The following is a 21,989-nucleotide window of genomic DNA, read 5'->3' as shown; positions in this document are numbered from 1 at the left end:
TTTATTGTGTTCTAAAACAGTATTAACTCAGCGCTAAGAACTTCAAATTACTGAAAAAAAAATCAATTTAGGTAGGTTAAAGTTATGACAAATATCCTTGGAACCAACGGTAATGATACTCTAGTGGGCAGTAACGACGCTGACACGATTAACGGCAAAGCGGGCAACGATACCATCACAGCGAAGAAGGGTAACGACACCGTAACTGGTGGTGGCGGCAAGGATAAATTTGTTTACAAATTGGGTGACGGTACTGATACAATCACTGGTTTCGGTGGCGTAGGTAAAGGAACTAACCCGACAGCAGCAGTCATTGCTGAAGTGGATACCATCAAATTTCAGGGTGCTGGTTTGACGGCTCGAAATTTACTACTCACCCAAAATGGCAAGAATCTGGAAATCAACTTTGAAGGGGAAACTGATACCATCGTTATCCTAAAAGACTTCAAACTAGAAAACTTGGATAATTTGAGAGCTTCTGGAACAAGAGCAGCTATTGGTAATATCCTGTTTGATGGGCAAACTAGCATTACTGACAGCTTCAATGTCTTGGATGCCAACTCCACTGATACTAGTCTGGGCATCAAGAACACAGTGACCTTTCTCAATGACCTCGACAACAACATTAAGGGTTTAGACAACTCAAATGATGTCGTTAATGGTCAAGGCGGTAATGACAAAATCGATGGCAAAAGTGGCAACGACTTGCTGCGGGGTGGTACGGGAAAAGATACTCTCATTGGTGGTGCGGGGGATGACACTCTCATTGGTGGTACGGGCAATGACTCCCTCGACGGTGGTACTGGTAATGACCTGCTGCGGGGCGAGGCTGGGAATGATACTCTCATTGGTGGCGCTGGTGATGATTACTTGAATGTTGACTCTACACCAGGCAATAATCTGTTGAATGGTGGCGATGGCAATGATACTCTCTCGGCTTTAGGTAACTACGATGTGGTGTCTGGTAATAACACGCTTAAGGGTGGCGCTGGTAACGATAGCTTGAGCGCTGACAGTTCAGCAGGCGATAATCTACTGGATGGTGGCAATGGCAATGATTCTCTCTCTGTCTCTGGTGGCTACTACGACCCTGAGGTGTCTGGTAATAACACCCTCAAGGGTGGTGCTGGTAACGATAGCTTGAGTGCTTTCTTTTCAACAGGCGATAACTTACTGGATGGTGGCAATGACAATGATTATCTTAACGTCAATCTTGCCAATGGTAATAACACCCTCAAAGGTGGCGCTGGTGACGATTACTTGAGTGCTAACATTTCAACAGGCAATAATCTGCTATCTGGTGGCGATGGCAATGATTCCCTCTCTGCCTCTGACTTCGAGGGCTATAGGTTTGATAACACTTCAGGCAATAACACCCTCAAGGGTGGCGCTGGTGACGATTACTTGAATGTTGACTATTCACGAGGCGCTAATCTGCTTAATGGAGGCGATGGCAATGATTCTCTCTCCGGCTCTAGCTACAGCCGCGGCTACGGAGGGAGGTTTTATAACACCACTGGCAATAACACCTTTAACGGTGGCGCTGGTGACGATAACTTAAATGTTGACTATTCATCAGGCGATAATCTGCTGAATGGAGACAATGGCAATGATTATCTCTCTGCCTCTGGCTATGAGTACGACGAGTACGGCGACTACGGCGAAGCAGTCTATCGCAGGGCATCGGGCAATAACACCCTCAATGGTGGTGCTGGTGCCGATTACTTGAATGTTGATTATTCAACAGGCAATAACCGACTGGATGGTGGCACTGGCAATGATTATATCTCCGCCTCTAACGCCTCTGGTAATAACACCCTTTATGGTGGCAATGGGAATGACACAATCTATGGTGGTTTGGGCAATGATATCCTCACAGGTGGTTTTGGTAATGACAAACTCTATGGAGGGAATGGTACTGATACCTTTGCTTTCAATAGTTTTAATGAAGGTGTTGATCGTCTTTATGATTTCAACGCCACTAATGAACTGATTCAGGTATCGGCTGCTGGTTTTGGTGGCGGATTATCACTAGGTTCACTTCAGACAAGCCAGTTTACCATCGGAACATCTGCAAGTGCGATCGCTCAACGATTTATCTATGACAATTCTACAGGTGGTCTGTACTTTGACGCAGATGGCAATGCGGGTGGGTTTACTCAGGTAAAATTTGCCCAATTATCTACTGGATTGTCTCTAACTAACAACAATTTTGTGGTTGTTTAATCTTAGATTATCGCTCTGCTATTACTAAGAGGCACGGAATGGGAGGCGGTATTTTAAGCACCTCCCATTCGATTGCTCAATGTAATTAGTGTTAAGAGAGTATGTGTTTGGTTTTGTTGCCCAACTTTCGGTATGGGTGCAGATGGTTTGCCAGTGTTATTAACCCAGTGGATTCTTATCTGCGTATGTAATTTTGGCTATTTATAGCACTTTTTACGCAGATATTTAAGAGGCGATTTTGATCATAGTTACAGCTACGTTCAATTCAGGCGTAGGCTAGCAAGAACCGCAGGAATCGCAACATTCAAAAAGAAAAAGAAAAAGATGTATTTTTTATCAGTCCTTCAAACTTATGCCTACTGATTTGTGCAAATTATTGCCTAGAAACTAGAAGAATATAAAGAATATACAAAGTTCAGTATTTTCAGACACATTTTGATTAAATAATGTGAAGAGTATGCAAAGTTACTTGTTTAAGCATAGATATCTAAGTAAAGTATTAGGTATGTAGTGTGGAGGTTATAAAAATGTTCTCTATTCTCAAGCTACACACCCACGGAGAATAGCCTACAAGGAAGGTATAAAAATTTCTTTGCGATCAAGAGTCAACACTTGACTATCTTCTGTTCTAGTAAGACTTAAGCGCTGGCAAAAAAACCAAATATAAAGGGTGGTTTTTAGGCATTCAATTGGAAAATTTTTCGATGCTTGTTCAGTAATTTTTACTTAATAAGCATCATTCAAAAAGCCTGGAATGTCCCATTACTCTGAATGCAGACGCTCATGAATTTGTACAGAGCTTAAGACTTAGATAGTTTGAGATAATTTAGATAATTTCTAGGTACAAGCCTTGGAATAGGTGAGTCTTCGAGAAATATTACTGATCCCCAAGGGGGACGTATAAAGTATGCCGAAAACGTCAAATTTCGGCGGTTTTTTGTGCCCGAAAACAGCACAAACAGCAGTTTGAGAACTGAAGTCACTGAAAAAATCAATTTAGGTAGGTCAAAGTTATGGCAAATATCATTGGAACCAATGGTAACGATACTCTAGTGGGCAGCGACAGTGCGGACACGATTAATGGTAAAGCAGGCAACGATACCATCAGAGGTAACCAGGGCAACGACACGTTGACTGGTGGTGGTGGTAAGGATCTATTTATTTACGACTACCGCGGCATTAATACTATCACTGATTTCGGTGGCATCGGTAAAGGAACAAACCCGACAGCAGCAGTTACTGCCGAAGTGGATACCATCAAATTTCTAGGTCTAGGCTTGACTGCCGAAAATTTGCTGCTTACCCAGAACGGCAGCAATTTGGAAATCACCTTTGAAGATGTGTCTGATGCTTATACCAAAGTCATCCTGCAAAACTTTACCCTGGAAAACCTGGAAAACCTCAGCAAATCTACTGGAGCCACTGTAGACTTGGCCAATCTTTTGTTTGATGGAGAAACTAGCATTAGTGATAGCTTTGATGTCTTTAATGCCAACTCCACCCAAAGCAATATCTTCAAAAAGAACACAGTCACCTTCCTTAACGACCTGAATAATAATGTTAAGGGCTTTGACAACTCAGATGATGTGATCAATGGTCAGGGCGGTAATGACAAAATCGACGGCAAGAGTGGCAATGACCTGCTACGCGGTGGTATAGGGAATGATACACTCATTGGTAGTGCGGGGGATGACTCCCTCTTAGGTGGTACGGGGAATGAAACCGGGAAGGTTTATAGTGGTGATGACATCCTGAAGGATTATACGGGGAATGACTCTCTCGTTGGTGGTATTGGTAACGATTACTTGAATGTTGATTATTCAACAGGCAATAACACTCTCAAAGGTAGCACTGGTAACGATTACTTGAGTGCTGGGGCTTCAGAAGGCAATAACTTCCTCTCTGGGGGCGATGGCAATGATTCTCTTGATGCCTCTGCCCGTTATGATAACTCTGGCGGATCAGCCGGATTTATCAACTCCTCAGGCAATAATACCCTCAATGGTGGTGCTGGTGACGATTACTTGAGTACTAAGGCTTCATTGGGCGATAACTTCCTCTCTGGTGGCGATGGCAATGATTTCCTTGATGCCTCTGGCGATGGTGGCAGATTCAGATTTTTTGTCTCCACAGGCAATAACACCCTCATCGGTGGCGCTGGTGACGATAGCTTGAGTGCTGGTATTTCAAAAGGTGATAACTTCCTCTCTGGTGGTGATGGCAATGATTCTCTTGATGCCTCTGGCACCAGCACATACGGTGCTGTCCCCTCCTCAGGCAATAACACCCTCAACGGTGGCGCTGGTGACGATTACTTGAGTGCTACCATTTCAATAGCCAATAACTTCCTCTCTGGAGGCGATGGCAATGATTCCTTCTATATAAGCACCATATCCCCAGATAGTGTTCCCTATTTTTCCGAGACTGATTCAGTAACTCAAACGGTTGATGGGGGGACAGGTGACGATTTATTGTCCTGTTATGCTGGCCCCTATTATCGTTATGAACCTATTGAGGGAATGACTTCGACATTCAATGCTGATACTAACATTGGCTCAATTACAGTGGGCACGAATCGAGTTAGTTACAAGAATATCGAACGATTAAATATCTCAGGTACACAATACGATGACTTGATTGTAGGGAGCAATGGCAACGATACGCTCTCTGGGGGCTATGGTGGTAATGATAGCCTCTATGGAGGAGCTGGTACTGATACCTTTGCTTTCAACAGCTTTAATGAAGGCATTAATACTATTTATGACTTCAACGCCACTAATGAACTGATTCAGGTATCGGCTGCTGGTTTTGGTGACGGATTATCACTAGGTTCACTTCAGACAAGTCAGTTTACCATCGGAACATCTGCAAGTGCGATCGCTCAACGATTTATCTATGACAATTCTACAGGTGGTCTGTACTTTGACGCAGATGGCAATGCGGGTGGGTTTTCTCAGGTAAAATTTGCCCAATTATCTACTGGATTGTCTCTAACTAACAACAATTTTGTGGTTGTTTAATCTTAGATTAGCGCTCTGCTATCACTAAGAGGCACGGAATGGGAGGCGGTATTTTAAGCACCTCCCATTCGATTTATCGGTGTTAAGAGAGTATGTATTGGATTTTGTTGCTCAACTTTCGGCATGGGTGCAGATGGTTTGCCAGTGTTCTTAACTCAGTGGGTTCTTATCTGCGTTTGTGATTTTGGCAACCTATAGCGCTTTTTACGCAGATATTTTAAGAGGCGATTTTGATCATAGTTGCAGCTACGTTCAATTCAGGCGTAGGCTAGCAAGAACCGCAGGCATCGCAGCGTTCAAAAAGAAAAAGATGTATTTTTTATCAGTCCTTCAAACTTATGCCTACTGATTTGTGCAAATTATTGCCTAGAAACTAGAAGAATATAAAGAATATACAAAGTACAGTATTTATATACATTTATTGGCAAGTAATGTGAAGAGTATGCAAAGATGCCTACTTCAGCCTAGATATCTAAGTAAGATATTGACTATGCAGTTATTTTGAGGTTATTGAGATGTTCTCTCTTTTCAACCTAGACACCCACGGTGAATAGTCCAAAAAGGAGGGTATAAAAATATTTTTCCCGATCAAGAGTCAACTGTTGTCTATTTTCAAGCTATTAGGACTTAGGCACTGGCAAAAACCAAATATCAAGGATGGACTTTAAGCATTGAAACTTGAATTTTTAATCATCTTTTTTCACTGATTTCTACTGAACAAAGATGATTAAAAAAGCCTGAAATGACTGATTATCCTGAATACACAGTTTCATTAATTTGTACGGTGCTTAAGGCTTAGATAGTTTGAGATAGTTAGATTCAGTGCTACATAAAAGCTAGTAAAAAGCTGAATCTTCAAGAAATATTATTGTCCCTCAAGGGTGGCATCTAAAGTATGCCGAAAACGTCAAATTGAGGCGAATTTTTGTGCCCGAAAACAGCACTAAACTCAAAGTTGAGAACTGAAGTTACGAAAAAAACGATTCAGGTAGGTAAAAATTATGGCAGATATCATTGGAACCAACGGTAATGATACTCTAGTAGGCAGCGACAGTGCGGACACGATTAATGGTAAAGCAGGTAACGATACCATCAGAGATTCCAATGGCGACGACACCCTGACTGGTGGGGGCGGCAAGGATCTATTTATTTACGACTACTACTCCGGCGGCATGAGTACTATCACTGATTTCGGTGGCATCGGTAAAGGAACAAACCCGACAGCAGCAGTTACTGCCGAAGTGGATACCATCAAATTTCTAGGTCTAGGCTTGACTGCCGAAAATTTGCTGCTTACCCAGAACGGCAGCAATTTGGAAATCACCTTTGAAGATGTGTCTGATGCTTATACCAAAGTCATCCTGCAAAACTTTACCCTGGAAAATCTGGAAAACCTCAGCAAATCTACTGGAGCCACTGTAGATTTGGGCAATCTTTTGTTTGATGGAGAAACTAGCATTAGTGATAGCTTTGATGTCTTTAATGCCAACTCCACCCAAAGCAGTATCTTCAAAAAGAACACAGTCACCTTCCTTAACGACCTGAATAATAATGTTAAGGGCTTTGACAACTCAGATGATGTCATCAATGGTCAGGGCGGTAATGACAAAATCGACGGCAAGAGTGGCAATGACCTGCTACGTGGTGGTATGGGGAATGATACTCTCATTGGTGGTGCCGGGAATGACACCCTCATTGGTGATGCAGGCAATAACTTACTCTTTGGGGGCGATGGCAATGATTCTCTCTTCACCTCTTACTTTAATAACGTATACTATATCGATACTTTGGATATTGAATTTTCAACAGGCGATAGCACCCTCAGTGGTGGGGCTGGTAACGATACCTTGAGTGCTGAGGCTTCAACAGGCAATAACTTACTCTTTGGGGGCGATGGTAATGATTCTCTCTCCACCTCTTACTTTAATAACATATACGGCTATATTGCCTCCTCAGGCAATAATACCCTCAGAGGTGGCGCTGGTGACGATACATTACGTGCTGAGGCTCCAGAAGGCAATAACCTACTCTTTGGGGGTGATGGCAATGATTCTCTCTCCACCTCTGGCTATTATAAGTATAGAGGCTACTTTGATTTTATCTCCTCAGGCAATAATACCCTCAGAGGTGGCGTTGGTGACGATACTTTACGTGCTGAGTATTCAACAGGCAACAACCTACTCTCTGGGGGCGATGGCAATGATTCTCTCTCCACCTCTGGCTATTTAATCCTGTACTCCACTTTTGACATTTATTATCCCTCCACAGGCAATAACACTCTCAATGGTGGCGCTGGTGACGATACTTTACGTGCTGAGTATTCAACAGGCAATAACCTACTCTCTGGGGGCGATGGCAATGATTCCTTCTATCTAAGCACCACATCCCCAGATACTGCGCCCTCTTATTTAGCGACTCAAACGGTGCAGGGAGGTAAAGGTGACGATTTATTGTCTGTTAATTACAGTAATGCTACCGGAGGAATCACAACGACATTCAATGCTACTACCAACATTGGCTCAATTACAGCGGGCACGTATCGGGTTAGTTACAAGAATATCGAACGATTAAATATCAGAGGTACAGCCTACGATGACTTGATTGTGGGGAGTAATGGCAACGATACGCTCTCTGGAGGCTATGGTGGCAATAGTGCGGTAGATGGGAGTGGTGGCAATGATACGGTAGATGGGGGTAAGGGTGAGGATTTGTTGTCCGCCAATTACACCTTTGCTACCGGAGGAATCACAACGACATTCAATGCTACCACTAACATTGGCTCAATTACAGCGGGCACAAATCTAGTTAGTTACAAGAATATCGAACGATTAGATATCAGAGGTACAGCCTACGATGACTTGATAGTAGGGAGCAATGGCAACGATACGCTCTCTACAGGCGATGGTGGTAAGGATACGATAGATGGAGGTAGGGGTGAGGATTTGTTGTTTGTTAATTACAGAAGTTCTACTGTAGGAATCACTTCGACATTCAATGCTACTACTAACATTGGCTCAATTACAGCGGGCACGAATCAGGTTAGTTACAAGAATATCGAACGATTAAATATTTCAGGTACACGCTACGATGACTTAATCGTGGGGAGCAATGGCAACGATACGCTCTCCGGCAGTGATGGCAATGATAACCTCTATGGAGGAGGTAGTACTGATACCTTTGCTATCAATAGTTTCTATGAAGGCGTTGATAGTCTTTATGACTTCGACACCACTAATGAACTGATTCAGATATCGGCTTTTGGTTTTTTTGCTGGTTTTGGTAGCGGGTTATCAGTAGGTTCACTTCAGACAAGTCAGTTTACCATCGGAACATCTGCAAGCACGATCGCTCAACGATTTATCTATGACAATTCTACAGGTGGTCTGTACTTTGACGCAGATGGCAATGCGGGTGGGTTTACTCAGGTAAAATTTGCCCAATTATCTACTGGATTGTCTCTAACTAACAACAATTTTGTGGTTGTTTAATCGTGATTATAGGGATTCCCACACAGATACGGTAAAACATTATATTGCCAAGTGTAGGGGCACGGCAGTGCCGTGCCCCTACGGGTATACCTCACGTAAACGAGAACCGCTATAGCGTTTCATTTCTGTAGGGAGGTATTGCGAGGTGAAATTTTCCGCACCTCGCATTTGATGAATCAATGCAATTTGTTAAAGTTGATTCCGCGCTTTGAGTTGCAGATATCGCTCAACCACCTGATCGGCAATTTGATTTGCTGGTGCATCTAGTACTAATACACCTTTTTGTTTCAACTGAGCAAATGCTACTTGTCGTTGCATTAATAAATCGAGTGCCACTGCACGGGCATAAGCATTTGTAACATCATCTGTAAAGGTGTGTGCTAGATGATCAACTTGCGGATCTCGCAGAGTTACGCAAAATGGTAGATAGCGGGGTGCTAGCTTAGAAAGTGCAGCCAGGAGTTCCGTGGAAGCGGTGACATCAATTAAGTCGGTAATCACCACTACTAGCGCCCTCCGAGTTTGTCGTTGTACAACATTTGTCACCGCCCCCAAATAATCAGATTCAAATAACACTGGTTGAATTGGAGTCAGGCGATCAATTAGCTGATTCAAATGATGTTGACCGCGTTCTGGGGGAATCCACGTATGCATTTGGCGGTCAAATACACCAACACCCACGCGATCGCCTCGATGTAATCCCGCCAAGGCTAAGGATAAAGTTGCATTCAAACCCCAGTCAAATCGCTGCAAATTCTGCACCTTTGCTGTCATCAACCGTCCGCGATCAAGCAAGATCAGTAAAGTTTGTTCTTGTTCGGGTTCTAGAACTCTCACCAGTGGCGTTGCATTACCATAAGCCCCAACCCGACGGGCGGTAGCTTTCCAATCAATAAATCGTAAATCGTCACCAGTGCGATAGTTCCGCAGTTCGGCAAACTCTGTACCAATACCAGTTTTGCGGGATTGGCGGATTGATCCTGATGATTGCAATGTCAAACGAATTGTGAGCGATCGCAACCCCACTAAATCAGGATAAACTTTCACTGGCAGACTTTGGGGAATTTGCCAATCATCCCAAGTTAATCCCCAAGTTCCCAATTGTCGAACTTGAAGATTTCCCCAAGGAAACTCGCCGCGCTGTCTTGGGTTGACGGTATACGTCAATTCTTGGGTGCTGTTACTGGGAACAATAGCATGAAGTGTGGGCGCAGAGATGCCAAACCCTGTTGGATAGTAATCGCAGATTTCAATTAGGGCGTTGGCATTTGACGATGTTACTTTTAACACTACTGGATTATCTCGCCCAATGGATAATCGTGACGGTAATTCGCGGGTAATTTGCACGCGAGAACGCCGCACCTGCAAACCATCTACAACCATTAATCCGAGAACGATCGCATCAAATAGCACAGTGATGGCGATCGTTGCTTTAATGCTGAGAAAAAGGTATAGCATCGGCGCGATGACTATACCCAAAAACAGCAATAAATAAACTCGTTTGGAAGGAACCATTTTTGAGAGTGAGAAATTAGGAGAATGACGATTAGCTTAACCTACGTCATCATGGGCCAAGCGATTAAAGAGGAAGTCTAAGGCATAATTACGTAGTTGGTAGTATTGTGGATCTTCAGTGATGCAGGCGTGAGCCTCTTGCAGAGGAACTTCGCTAACGCAAGGCAATTTCCACTCCTCTCTCACAAGCTATGTTTCAGTAGCTTGATAAGCCTGTAGAAGCCTAGCATGATCGAGAGTAAATCCTACTTGCATGGCTATCTGGGCAAATAAATCAATCTCAGGCTGTTGCCAATTACGGGGTTCAGAACACTGATGTGCAATTAACAAGCCAAATAGCTGCTGATCTTTGATAATGGGTGCTACTAAATTTGCTTTCACACCAAAGGATTCGAGCAGGTTAACGTGACAATCAGCCAAACCGGCCTCGTAAATGTTGTTTGTTGCAACAACGCGACCAGACTGGTACTTTTCTATATAGCCTTCAGTGAAACAGGGGTCATAGATTTTAGAGCGCAAAACTTTGGGATAACCTGGAACCACTGATTCAGCAATTATAATTCCAAACCAATTAGCGTAAAAGCTATAAACCAGAACTCGGTCAATACTGAGTGCTTTGCGAACCTCTTGGACAGTGGTTTTGATGACATCCTCTTCGTTAAGCGATTGGCGAATACTGTGGGTAATATCTACCAATAACTGACTTCGCATACTTTCAGCTTCGATTCGTTGCAGGAGTCTTGCATGGTCGAGAGCAAACCCCACTTGCATCGCTATTTGGCCAAATAAATCAATCTCAGACTGTTTCCAATCACGGGGTCTGGAGCACTGATGTGCAATTAATAAACCAAATAACTGTTCATCTTTGAGAATGGGGGCTACCAAATTTGCTTTCACACCAAAGGATTCAAGTAAGTCAATGTGACAATCAGCCAAACCAGCTTCATAAATGTTGTTTATTGCTAGAACGCGACCAGACTGATACTCTGCTACATAACCTTGACCGAAACATGGGTCTTCAATTTCAGCTCGCAAAACTTTTGGGTAGGTGAGAACAACTGATTCGGCAATCACAGTTCCAGACCAATTAGCATTAAAGCTATAAACCATCACTCGGTCAGTACCCAGTACTTTACGAACTTCTTCTACAGTGGTTTTCAGGACATCCTCTTCGTTGAGCGATTGGCGAATGCTGCCGATTGTATCCGCCAGCAACTGACTTTGCACACCCTCAGCCTCGATTCGTTGCAGGAGCCTTGCATGGTCGAGAGCAAATCCCACTTGCATCGCTATCTGGGCAAAGAAATCAATTTCAGGCTGTTGCCAATCACGGGGTCTGGAGCACTGATGTGCAATCAATAAGCCAAATAACTGTTCATCTTTGAGAATGGGTGCGACCAAATTTGCTTTCACAGCAAAGGATTCGAGTAAGTCAATGTGACAATCACGCAAACCAGCTTCATAAATGTTGTTTGTGGCTTGAACGCGACCAGACAGATACTTTTCTACATAGCCCTGAGCAAAACATGGGTCTTGAATTTCAGACCGCAAAACTTTTGGATAACCTGGAACCACTGATTCGGCAATCACAGTTCCAGACCAATTAGTGCTAAAGCTATAAACCAGCACTCGGTCAGTACTCAGTGTTTTGCGAACCTCTTCTACGGTCGTTTTGATGACATCCTCTTCGTTGAGCGATTGGCGAATGCTACGGGTAATTTCGATAAATACCTGAGCTTTATCTGCCTTTGTATCAACCTGTTCTAGAAGTTTGGCGTAGTCAAGGGCGAATCCTACTTGCATGGCTATCTGAGCGAACAAATCAATCTCAGACTGCTGCCAAAAACGAATTCTAGAACACTGATGTGCAATCAATAAACCGAATAGCTGTTTGCCTTTGAGAATAGGTGCTACTAAATTAGATTTAACAGCAAATTTCTCCAGCAACTCAATATCACTATCACTGAGATCGGCTTGATGGATATTATCAATAGCATGGATAGAACCATTCTGGTATTTTTCTATATAACCTGCCTCGAATCCAGGGTCAGAGACTGTAAACCCTAATATTTTCGGTAAACCAGGTGCTACTGATTCGGCGATAAAGGTTCCATTACAATCGGAGTTGAAGCAAAAGATGGTTACACGATCGATGCTTAAAGCTTTACGAATTTCTTCTGAGGTAGTTTTGAGAACATCTTCTTCATTGAATGTTTCTCGAACCCATCGGGTAATTTTAATTAATAATTGGGAGTAATCAGCTTCGGTTTCTTTCTCCTTTATCGAACCTGAAAGCAGCTCTGTGAATAAATTGATGTTTCTCTCTAACATCACTAATTCATCTTCACTAGCAATGAACGTTTGAGTAAACTCACTGTCTGGACGTAGCTGGTTTTTGATAGTATTAGAAGTTGCAGCAGCTTTGCTGACTCGACTAATAGCTCGATTAGTCACAAAAACAGCGATCGCACCTGCTAAAATTGCTGTTCCTCCCATACCAGTTAACAACAGTGAGAGTTGTCTCTGTAAAACAAGTTCAGTTTCTGTTGAACTTTTTGCACTCTCTTGTTTGACTTGCGGAATTTGTTTGGTAATTAAATTAATGCCGTAGTAGTAAGTAGCTGTTCCAATTGCAACTACAGGAAGGACACTAATACTTAGTGCCCAAACAATTGCTTTAGTCTTTAAATTCCATTTTTGTTGCCACAGCCTTTGTTGACGATTTCGCCTTGCTTGGTTTTGAGAAAAAGACTGATTCATAAATGAAACCTGGTTTGCTGCAATTGAGAATCAAGTAAATAAACTCACCAACAAATTCTACACAAAACTTATTAAACAAGGATTGGCTTTCAGGAGTATTTTGAGGCACTAAGTCTTTTAGGTGATGCCCCATAACGCTTTTGTTGCCTTTGACCTCAAAAAAAGTCAGGTTTGATTAACGGGCTTGTTAACAATCAAATTGCGTAGGCGTAGCCCATCGTAGATATTGCTTTGTTTGAATGTCTCATTTTCTCATCAGGTGTTATGGTTTTCTGATCAGACAGTCAAACAATTCTTTTTCTCACGAAAATCAGCGGGAATATTATCCCTTCAAGGGGTGTCCGGGATAGCCGCCCGTTGATTTAGTCATTAGCCATTAGTTATTGTCATTGGTACTAATGACAATAACTTTCGGTCTATGTATTGTAGTCTAATTGACTAAAAATCTTTGTATCTGCGATTGCACAAACACGCTTTACAAAAATACACACCATAGGGGCACGGCACTGCCCATAGGTGTCAACTTAAGCTAAAAACCTTTTCAAATCTCGTTTCCAGCCTCTTGCTGGATAATGCAACTCAAAAGCAGCTCTGCCGCCAGCAAGGGAGGCGGCAGCCCCTAGGATGGCATTCCCAGTCGGAGACTGGGAACGAGACAATATCTAAAAGCTGCTTCTAGAAACCAATGGGCATTGCCGTGCCCCTACACCTACCGCATCTGAATGGGAACCGCTATAAAAAAGTGGAAACAATCGTTATGAACACTTATAAGAAAGAATAAATCTGTAGTTATTGCAGCTTAAGTATTACTTATATAAAGTCATAAAATATAAGTGAAATTGAAGCTTTATTTAATACAACTTAAGCATTAGTTATTCATGTTGAAGCTGTGGTTACAAATGTTCATATTATTATAAGTAAAATTGAAGTTTTATTTAATACATATTAAGGATTAGTTATATATACTAAAGCTGTAGTTAACACAGCTTCTTCTGTAGTTATCAATGCTCAAGCTGTAGTTACTACAGCTTCTTCTGTACTTATAAATGCTCAAGCTGCGGTTAACACAACTTCTTTTGTGTTTATAAATGCTAAAGCTGTGGTTAACATAGCTTCTTCTGGAGTTATCAAGGCTTAAGCTGTAATTGTAATTTAGATACAGCGCTTCTGGGTTGAGTTCGCGGGCTAATTTTTGGGTGAAAAATTGATCAGTTTACTCTGAATCTGATTTTTCACTTTGAGTTTTTGCCGATGAATTATTAGCACCATTTGCACTATCTTTCGGTAACTGGCTTTTTAAGAAAGTAATTAAACCCTGAGAAAGTTGTGATAATGAATTTTCTAATTGTGGTGAAAGTTCTATGGGTAAGCTACCAGTACGCAAATGTAGGGAACGTTGAGGCAAGGGAATATTAATATTTTTTTGTCTGAGAATCTCATCAATTTTAAAATATAAGTCGCTCTTAATTTGAAACTGCTTGCGGGGTTTAGAAATCCAAACTAATAATTGAAAATTTAAAAAATCCTCACCATATCCTTGAAACCAAACAGTAGGATTTGGTTTTTTTAATATATCAGGATTTGTCACCGCTACTTCTAATAATGCAGAACGGATAGTATTAATACTCACACCATAAGCAACCCTTACTGGTAAGACTAGACGAGATGCTGAAGCCCGATGGTTCCAATTGACTACTTCTGTATCTAACAAACGGGAATTTGGCACAATCACTACTATATCATCTAAGGTACGGAGGTAGGTGCTGCGAGCATTTAAACGCTCTACTGTTCCCATAAACTCGCCAATTTGTACAAAGTCGCCAATTTCAATAGCACGTTCAAAAGTAATTACAAAACCGCTTACCAATTCTTTCGCAACTCCCTGTAAGCCAAAGCCGATCGCTACACCAAAGACACTGGCTAGTATTGCTAAAGAACTGATGTCTAAACCCCAAATTTGTAGTAATAAAACCGTTCCGATAAAAATTAGACTGTAATGGATAGCAATGGCAATTGATTCTTGCACACCACGGCTAACATTTGTCATGCGTAATACGCGCGATCGCAGCAGATTAGTTAAAGTTCCAGCAATTGCTAATACTCCAAAAAATAAGCTGATGAAGATAATTATATTGATAACTGAATAAGAACTTTCACCAATAGTAATTACTGGTGAAGTTAAGCTCATCCAGAGAATATTGGCAATGTTTCTGCTCCATTCTCGCGTTAAGGGGAATAAGTCGGTAATGTAGATAGTAATTCCTATCCACAGTAGCGATCGCACTATAACCAGGGTCAATTGTAAAAATAGCTCGATTCCTTTAGGTTGCGCTCCCGTTTCTGGGTGATTCGCTTCTCTAGGAACCAGTCGCTGTAACCAATAGCGCCCAACCCAACCTAAAAGTAAATGGAGTGCGATCGCGCCTAATACAGATAAAGCTATTAGTAATATTGCCCGCCAAAAATAATCTAATCTGCGTTCCTCTTGACCTTGTGCAACTGCTTCCCGAATTCGTTGCGCCCAAATTTCTGCTTGTTCCTGTTTTGTTCTCCCAGTGAAAGTATCTTCTTGTGTCACCGTTAATAGGTGGCGATTATTTACCAAAATTACAGGTAATTGATTAGTTTGTACAATTTCTACCTTTACACCACCTGGAGAACGGACTGCTTCTCTTAAAATTAAGTTGGCATCAGCAGCACGATTTTCTGCGCTAAATTGTCCTGCTTCTGAAAGTTCAAATAACTGGCGACCATCTACTGTAATATGAGCAGTTGTTCTTGATTGAGCTTGCACCGACATTTCAGTAGTTAACAGCCATCCTATCATCATGGTTAAAACAATTACCAGGATGGCAATGGCTTTCCGAAAGCGATGAAAGCTATTCATAACATCATATTTTATAAGGAACTTTTTCTAATTAAATAAAATTGTCAGCAATTTTAATTGTTACATATTTCAAATAATCAGATATCTGTCAAGAGTTTTGCTATAAGATATTATTTGTCTACCAAAAGGTATAAATCAATACAGTTCAAGTCAGCCCAAAACCCTCATGTAGAGACGCAATTTATCGCGTTTTCAAAGACCAATTATTTACACCAATATCATGAGTCAGTTTCGGTCAGAGTGGACTGTAGACATAGACGCGTAGCGGCTCTCTCAGAGTTCTCCAACGGAGTAGCCGCAGGGTACGAGAAACACTATAAATGCTTCAGATAAAGTAAGAGAATTTACCAGTAATTTTCTAATAAAAAGTACAATTATTTGTGGATTTTGCGGAGCCAGAATGTATTATCAGTAAGGCATAGTAACTATATAAATGTTACAAGGAATTAAATCTATGTCTTTGAGAAAACGTACATCCCGCGTTTTAGAAAGTGCTGAATTAAGATCCGCTGGACTCAAAGCAATTGATGCCAATCTGGATCTTGGGGATGCTTACAACTTAAAAAGTTTGACACAACTAATTGAGCAATTACGCACCAAGATAGAAGCTCATAACACCGCTCTCAGCACGATTGACTCTTTCAAAGTAGAAATTGAAGAGTTAGAACAAATTTTGGGTAATTTTTCTGAGAAAATGCTCATGGGAATTGGCTTTAAATACGGCAAAGATAGCCGCGAATATGAGATGGCTGGTGGAGTTCGCAAAAGTGAACGTATCCGTAAAAGCAGATCAACTCGCTTAAAAAGTGCTGCACAAAAAGCATTTAGCCAGAGCGCTCAAAACTCGTAATTTATTCTATGGTTGATAGTGTGCGATGCCTGCGGAGGCCACTGAGCCAAAGCGTTTCGTAGAGAAGTGCGGGCTACGCCTACGCAGTAATTCATACTAAGCTCAAAATTTCTTTTTTAATTGCCGCAATTGCCATATTTTCCAGAAATAGCTAGAAATCCAATTGGTAATAATGTGAGCGACAATCGGCACTAATAAGTTGCCAGTGAGCAAGGCACTATATGCCAATATCATCCCGACAATTGTTGCCCAAATCACATAAGGCCATTGTTGGGAACCGCTAAGGTGCAAGATGCCAAAGCAAAGACTAGATACAATTACAGCTGTAATATCAGAGCCTAAAGCTGGCAACATCACACCTCTAAATAATAATTCTTCACTCAATCCCGGTAATAACCCCAGCCAAATTAAGTCTGGTAAAGCTAAAGGTTTCAGTACCACTTCTAGGTAATAATCTGCACTTTTACGATAGGCAGTCCAAAGGCGATAAGTTAAGCCACTTAACGCGGTGATGGCAAATCCCAACCCTACACCCAACAGCAACTCTCTTTGGTTCAAGTCCCAAGAATATAGGGAAAAGTTGCCAAAGTATAACGACAGTTTGGCGACTATCAACAAAATGATTGCAGTCGCTCCCATCGCTCCAAGTACTTGGATGCGCGTCAGGTATGGAATTTCTGGCTCTTGCTTTTGTTGTTCAACCACGGGTTTTTAAGGGGAGAAGGGCAGGGGGCAGCAGAGGTAGGGGGAGCAAGGGAAGCAAGGGAAGCAGGGGGAGCAGCGGAGAATAAATTTTAGCTGTAATTCAGGGAATTATAGCGGTTCTCGTTTACGTGAGTACACCCGTAGGGGCACGGCACTGCCATGCCCCTACACCTCGTGATGTAGTAGTACCGCATCTGAATGGGAACCGCTATAGTATGAATTCTAACTTCATACTCCTGCCTCCTAACTAATTGACTGCAAAGCTAATAATTTGGGACGGAGAGCAAAGGGATCGATGCCTGCTTTGTGTGCTACCAATACACCCACTGCTTCTAAATATGAGTTTACCTGTATAGATTTGATTCCCAACGGTTGGGGAGGAACTTTTATCAGAGTTTTATTTTCTTCTACTGTAATTATTTGGCATCGTCTTTGGCTTAAACTCAGTAAGGCACTGCTACCGCAAGCATTTGCAGGTGCGATCGCAGCATCCACTTCATCTGCCCAAATATCTTCTTGCTGAGATGCTATTGCTCCTCTGTCTACGATAAATTGTGGGGCACGACTTAATCCTACAAGTACGCACGGCAAAAAGGTATAGCCTAATTCTTCGGCGGCGGAACGGGGTGATAAATCTGGTTGTGGAGGTTCGCTCAAAAGGGCGGGAGAATGGGCGCAAGGAATTTGAAAGGTTCGCACTAGCAAATGGCTAATTACTGCTTCTGCACCCGCTAAAGGATCAACGCCTTCACCCTGGCGATATTTTTGTACTGCTTCCTCATCCATATCATCGGGGAAACGGGCTACAACTGCGATCGCTTCTGCCCCTGCTTTTTTAATTAATATTTCAGCTGCCCGTAATAAACTATCTGGGTTGCCAATTGTTCCCCAGCTAGCTCCCGATGCTGTAGTCCGCAATTCTACATTTAATGGTGCATCTGTAATTACATAATCTGTTAAAGTCAATCCCAGAGTTGCTCTGACTGCATCGGCGGCTTGTATATGTCGTAGCCGCAACTCTGGTTCAATAGCTTGGTCTAAAAGCAAACCTACTTTGTTGCTGCGGACTGGACGCAAACCCCAGCATCCAGAAGCAAATTTGTCAAGTCCATAACCTTCAACGTAGAAAGCATTAGGGAGATTCCAGTACAAACTTGCGCCATTAAGGACATTGGGGTGAGTAATTAGGCGATCGCAAACCTGTGCTATAACTTTGGCAACAGGCAAAGCATCTCCTGCATAACCCCCAATGGCAGCCCCAACGCCTGTTGGTACGATTAAAATAGCGGTATATGGACGCATATTGAGTTAGGAGTTAGGAGTTATGAGTTATGAATCAAAAGCCATCAAATACTAACTCTTGTATAGACGCGATTAATCGCGTCTCTCTTAATCGCGTCTCTTTTCCTAACTCTTAACTGTCGTGACAAAGGCTTCAACTGTAGCTTTTTGTTCGTCAACGTCCACAGAAGTAACTGCCCAACGCAGAGGTTCGCCTTGTTTCTTTAACTCTGTTTCAATTACTTCTAGTAACTCTGCGGGAGTTTCTTGTAAATCAATTTCTGCGGTAATAAAATGAGTCGTCATTTTGGTAAATCCTGTTGATTTGTAGTTTCTAGAATAGCTGATTTCATCTGCGATGAAATACTTGCGTAATTTATCAGATTTGGTAATCCCCGTGAACAGTTATTCAGTTATGAAGAATCATCCGATATACTGATAACTGTTCGCTGATTATTTGCCTTTGCCAAATTGTAACTGATAAAGTACATCTTCCTTTTCCGTCTGAATTTTCAAATCAGAAAGGGGTTTGGCAATACAAAGCAATACGTAACCTTGCTTTTGTAAATCTGGACTAACGCCCATACCATCAGTTTGATCCACAGTTCCCTCGCTTATTTGACCGGCGCAAGTTGTGCAAACACCTGCATTACAAGAACTCGGCAGTTCCAAACCAGCAGCATCGGCAACTGATAAGATTGTTTCATTTTCAGGAACTTGCAAGGTATGAATTTTGCCTTGGTGATCAATTTCTACGGTGTAAGTTTTGGGCATATACAAAAGAAGCGTGATGCAACGGACAAATGTATTAGTTTATCTGAATTAGTTAAAAATATCCAGATGTTACTATAAAAATTTAGGTTAAATAGTGAGAATTATAGCAACTAATTCCGAACAGTTTATAGATTAGTAACATTATTTACTATACAATACACAAATAAATTAGTTAAATTTGCTTACTATAAATATGCGCGTAGGCGTAGCCCGCCATAGGCATCGCGTTTCTTTAGAGACTGTATCTGTAAGTCTGCCTTTTGGCATTGGTTCGATGGCTTGGAAAGTTGACACCACACAAAAGAAGGCGGCTTGGTCGCTGTATGTGGAATTGGTGACACGCATTGCCCCTTTGGGTCTACGTTCCTCAACCCAACCTTGTATCTTATACCAATTCGCAATTTGCAATTCGCAATTAAAAAACTTAGATACAGCAAGGTTTTCAGGGTTTACATTTGCATCAAATTTTTGTGAAATGGTATTAGCTTTAACTGAACCGTATTAAATTGCGTTAGCGTAGCGGGTCGTAGCCCATTGCGAATTATGATTTTACTTTTACTGCCAAATGTAACCCTAAAGCATTTAATAAAGAATTTAGATTATAAAACTCAATCTCTCCTTTCTCGGATAGCATCTGGTCAAGTTTATTGTAGAGTTCCTTGACTGGTGCAGAAAGCTGATCAATTCCACCATGCGCTTCTATGACATTTTTCAGCGCCTTACTCAACATTTTCGGGTCGCCTTCTTCTAAAACAACTTCGATATAAGCTGCTGCTTCTAGTGGATTTTTTAAATCTTTAATCAGTTTTTCATGATAACTTGTACTTCTAGGCATCATCTCTACTCCTGTAATCTTCCCAATATTCCTTGGCTTTAGCAATATCTTTATCTTGAGTGCTTTTATCACCACCACACAAAAGAATAATAACTGTTGAGCCTTGCTGTCCAAAGTATATGCGGTAGCCAGAACCATAGTCTATTCTAAGTTCAAAAACACCATCACCAACTGATTTACACTTCCCCTAAATTACCCTCCTCTACTCGGTCAAGCCTTGCTCTGATTTTAGCCTTTGCTTTTCTATCCCGCAGAGAGTCAAACCACTCAGAAAAAATATCTATGCCATCAAATCTTAAATAATTCCTGATTTATTTTGGCTGAACTTCCATGTTGAAATTTTCCCAAATGCCCGATCGCATTATCATTGATCAATGCAGAATGCGATCGCACCCGTTGCCGCGACAATATGATTTAAGAGGATGTTTGAAAAGTTTTCTTCTCGTTAACAAAACGTTCTAGATCCCCCTAAATCCCCCTTAAAAAGGGGGACTTTGATTCCGGTTCCCCCCTTTTTAAGGGGGGCTAGGGGGGATCAGTTAGTGCCTAACATCACAGCCAACCACTTTTCAAACAACCTCTTAGGGAGATTTGCCGAACAGCCTGCAATTATAGAACCATACCGCAATCCAGCTTCTACCGATGAAATCTGCGACTGTATTTTAAAATTATTAGAAATCAAGGCTTTCTTGCGACGAGAAGCTAAAGCCAACAAAACCAAACTTCAGGACTCCGAAATTCCCAAATTGTGGGTTCTTACACCTACCATATCTGAAACTAGATTGTCTAGCTTTGTAACTATGCAAAAAGCAGATTGGTTATCGGGAGTACATTTTCTCCCAGATGCCTTGCGAACAGCAATTGTAGCAATACACCAATTACCCCAAACACCAGAGACATTATGGTTAAGGCTTTTAGGTAGGGGAAACGTGCAGTCACAAGCGATTATCGAGTTGCAAGCGTTACCATTAGATCATCCATACCAAAAAGCAACTCTTGAATTAGTTTACAACTTGCGCGAAAACTTGAGAGTAAACCAAGAATTAGAAGCAGATAATAGGGAGTTAATTATGCGATTAGAACCACTTTATCAAAGAGACAGAGAACAAGCTGTACAGTCAGGAGAACAACGTCTAGTTCTACGTTTACTCAATCGCCGTATTGGTGAGATTAATACATAATTAATCGGGCGAATTCAAGGCTTATCAATTGAACAATTAGAGAATTTAGGAGAGGCATTGCTAGATTTTTCTAGTATTGCTGATTTAGAAAATTGGTTAAACCAACAATCAATCTAATTCATTATTACTACACCTGAGAAATCGAATTATTACCCCCCTTAATCCCCCCTTATAAAGGGGGGAAACAAGAAAATCCGGTTCCCTCACCTTTATAAAGGGAGGGTTAGGGTGGGGTAAAACAATATTTGATACATCAATCATGACTTTCCAAACATCTTCTTAGTCCACGGAGGTGGACTAAGTTTTGTGTAGTAGCGAATTCCATTCGCCTCCTACTTTGTTTCAGTATAAAAAAAACTGCTAATAACCGATTACCAGTAAGGCTTTCATCATAAAAGTAAGCTAAACTTTTATAGCCAAGTATTGCCCAAAAATTTCATAATTAAAGATAGAACATTCCAATGGAG

At 41.7% G+C, this 21,989-nt stretch carries 11 protein-coding genes and 4 pseudogenes; 6 read left to right on the top strand and 9 right to left on the bottom strand.

Features of this window, described 5'->3' with window-relative positions; translation table 11 throughout:
- Window positions 1-84: 84 nt before the first annotated feature.
- The 3 genes and pseudogenes from H6G92_RS40365 to H6G92_RS17825 all read left to right on the top strand — a co-directional run.
- Window positions 85-2,226 (top strand): calcium-binding protein, encoded by a 2,142-nt coding sequence (locus H6G92_RS40365; RefSeq protein WP_190894972.1) that lies wholly within the window; start codon window positions 85-87, stop codon window positions 2,224-2,226.
- 1,013 nt (window positions 2,227-3,239) lie between these two features.
- Entirely contained in the window at window positions 3,240-5,246 is a 2,007-nt protein-coding gene (locus H6G92_RS17830) for a beta strand repeat-containing protein (protein ID WP_190894971.1), read from the top strand.
- A gap of 1,001 nt (window positions 5,247-6,247) precedes the next feature.
- Window positions 6,248-8,734: pseudogene (locus tag H6G92_RS17825) on the top strand (beta strand repeat-containing protein); the annotation flags it as partial.
- A gap of 189 nt (window positions 8,735-8,923) precedes the next feature.
- Here H6G92_RS17825 and H6G92_RS17820 read toward each other — a convergent pair.
- The 4 genes and pseudogenes from H6G92_RS17820 to H6G92_RS17805 form a co-directional block, all read right to left on the bottom strand.
- Complete coding sequence (locus tag H6G92_RS17820) at window positions 8,924-10,249, bottom strand: DUF58 domain-containing protein (RefSeq protein WP_190894969.1); 1,326 nt, start codon at window positions 10,247-10,249, stop codon at window positions 8,924-8,926.
- A 36-nt stretch (window positions 10,250-10,285) separates the two neighbouring features.
- Window positions 10,286-10,372: pseudogene (locus H6G92_RS17815) on the bottom strand (bacitracin ABC transporter ATP-binding protein); the annotation flags it as partial.
- A gap of 66 nt (window positions 10,373-10,438) precedes the next feature.
- On the bottom strand, window positions 10,439-13,009 hold the full coding sequence (locus H6G92_RS17810) for a GAF domain-containing protein (protein WP_190894968.1): 2,571 nt from the start codon (window positions 13,007-13,009) through the stop codon (window positions 10,439-10,441).
- Between the two features lie 1,213 nt (window positions 13,010-14,222).
- Window positions 14,223-15,896, bottom strand: a complete 1,674-nt coding sequence (locus tag H6G92_RS17805) for a mechanosensitive ion channel family protein (RefSeq protein ID WP_190894967.1) — start codon at window positions 15,894-15,896, stop codon at window positions 14,223-14,225.
- 454 nt (window positions 15,897-16,350) lie between these two features.
- Between H6G92_RS17805 and H6G92_RS17800 the strand changes: the two genes are divergently transcribed.
- A complete protein-coding gene (locus H6G92_RS17800) occupies window positions 16,351-16,746 on the top strand; it encodes a hypothetical protein (RefSeq protein ID WP_190894966.1) in 396 nt (131 codons plus the stop codon).
- Window positions 16,747-16,848: 102 nt separating this feature from the next.
- Here H6G92_RS17800 and H6G92_RS17795 read toward each other — a convergent pair whose 3' ends face one another.
- The 4 genes from H6G92_RS17795 to H6G92_RS17780 all read right to left on the bottom strand — a co-directional run bounded on the left by H6G92_RS17795 (window position 16,849) and on the right by H6G92_RS17780 (window position 19,506).
- Window positions 16,849-17,451 carry a CPBP family intramembrane glutamic endopeptidase gene (locus tag H6G92_RS17795; protein ID WP_190894965.1) on the bottom strand — a complete coding sequence of 201 codons (603 nt, stop codon included), beginning with the start codon at window positions 17,449-17,451 and terminating at the stop codon, window positions 16,849-16,851.
- A 243-nt stretch (window positions 17,452-17,694) separates the two neighbouring features.
- Window positions 17,695-18,753, bottom strand: a complete 1,059-nt coding sequence (locus H6G92_RS17790) for a DUF3326 domain-containing protein (protein WP_190894964.1) — start codon at window positions 18,751-18,753, stop codon at window positions 17,695-17,697.
- Window positions 18,754-18,858: 105 nt separating this feature from the next.
- Window positions 18,859-19,038: a hypothetical protein gene (locus H6G92_RS17785; RefSeq protein ID WP_190894963.1), complete on the bottom strand. Its 180-nt coding sequence runs from the start codon at window positions 19,036-19,038 to the stop codon at window positions 18,859-18,861.
- 147 nt (window positions 19,039-19,185) lie between these two features.
- Window positions 19,186-19,506, bottom strand: a complete 321-nt coding sequence (locus tag H6G92_RS17780; protein ID WP_190894962.1) for a 2Fe-2S iron-sulfur cluster-binding protein — start codon at window positions 19,504-19,506, stop codon at window positions 19,186-19,188.
- A 178-nt stretch (window positions 19,507-19,684) separates the two neighbouring features.
- Between H6G92_RS17780 and H6G92_RS17775 the strand changes: the two genes are divergently transcribed.
- Window positions 19,685-20,011 carry a hypothetical protein gene (locus H6G92_RS17775; RefSeq protein WP_206758843.1) on the top strand — a complete coding sequence of 109 codons (327 nt, stop codon included), beginning with the start codon at window positions 19,685-19,687 and terminating at the stop codon, window positions 20,009-20,011.
- Window positions 20,012-20,333: 322 nt separating this feature from the next.
- Here H6G92_RS17775 and H6G92_RS17765 read toward each other — a convergent pair.
- Window positions 20,334-20,652 (bottom strand): annotated as a pseudogene (locus tag H6G92_RS17765) (type II toxin-antitoxin system RelE/ParE family toxin).
- 267 nt (window positions 20,653-20,919) lie between these two features.
- On the opposite strand from H6G92_RS17765, the pseudogene H6G92_RS39530 reads away from it, so the two are divergent.
- Window positions 20,920-21,639: pseudogene (locus H6G92_RS39530) on the top strand (DUF4351 domain-containing protein); the annotation flags it as partial.
- Window positions 21,640-21,989 lie beyond the last annotated feature (350 nt).

The sequence above is a fragment of the Nostoc foliaceum FACHB-393 genome (genome assembly GCF_014698505.1).
Classification (GTDB): Bacteria; Cyanobacteriota; Cyanobacteriia; order Cyanobacteriales; family Nostocaceae; genus Nostoc; species Nostoc foliaceum_A.
This window is presented reverse-complemented; position numbering and strand designations above follow the sequence as displayed.

Bases quoted from the DNA above. Each gene is read 5' to 3' on its own strand.
- H6G92_RS17805 (WP_190894967.1), bottom strand. From the start codon at position 15,896: ATGAATAGCTTTCATCGCTTTCGGAAAGCCATTGCCATCCTGGTAATT.
- H6G92_RS17830 (WP_190894971.1), top strand. From the start codon at position 3,240: ATGGCAAATATCATTGGAACCAATGGTAACGATACTCTAGTGGGCAGC.
- H6G92_RS17810 (WP_190894968.1), bottom strand. From the start codon at position 13,009: ATGAATCAGTCTTTTTCTCAAAACCAAGCAAGGCGAAATCGTCAACAA.
- H6G92_RS17785 (WP_190894963.1), bottom strand. From the start codon at position 19,038: ATGACGACTCATTTTATTACCGCAGAAATTGATTTACAAGAAACTCCC.
- H6G92_RS40365 (WP_190894972.1), top strand. From the start codon at position 85: ATGACAAATATCCTTGGAACCAACGGTAATGATACTCTAGTGGGCAGT.
- H6G92_RS17780 (WP_190894962.1), bottom strand. From the start codon at position 19,506: ATGCCCAAAACTTACACCGTAGAAATTGATCACCAAGGCAAAATTCAT.
- H6G92_RS17820 (WP_190894969.1), bottom strand. From the start codon at position 10,249: ATGGTTCCTTCCAAACGAGTTTATTTATTGCTGTTTTTGGGTATAGTC.
- H6G92_RS17800 (WP_190894966.1), top strand. From the start codon at position 16,351: ATGTCTTTGAGAAAACGTACATCCCGCGTTTTAGAAAGTGCTGAATTA.
- H6G92_RS17790 (WP_190894964.1), bottom strand. From the start codon at position 18,753: ATGCGTCCATATACCGCTATTTTAATCGTACCAACAGGCGTTGGGGCT.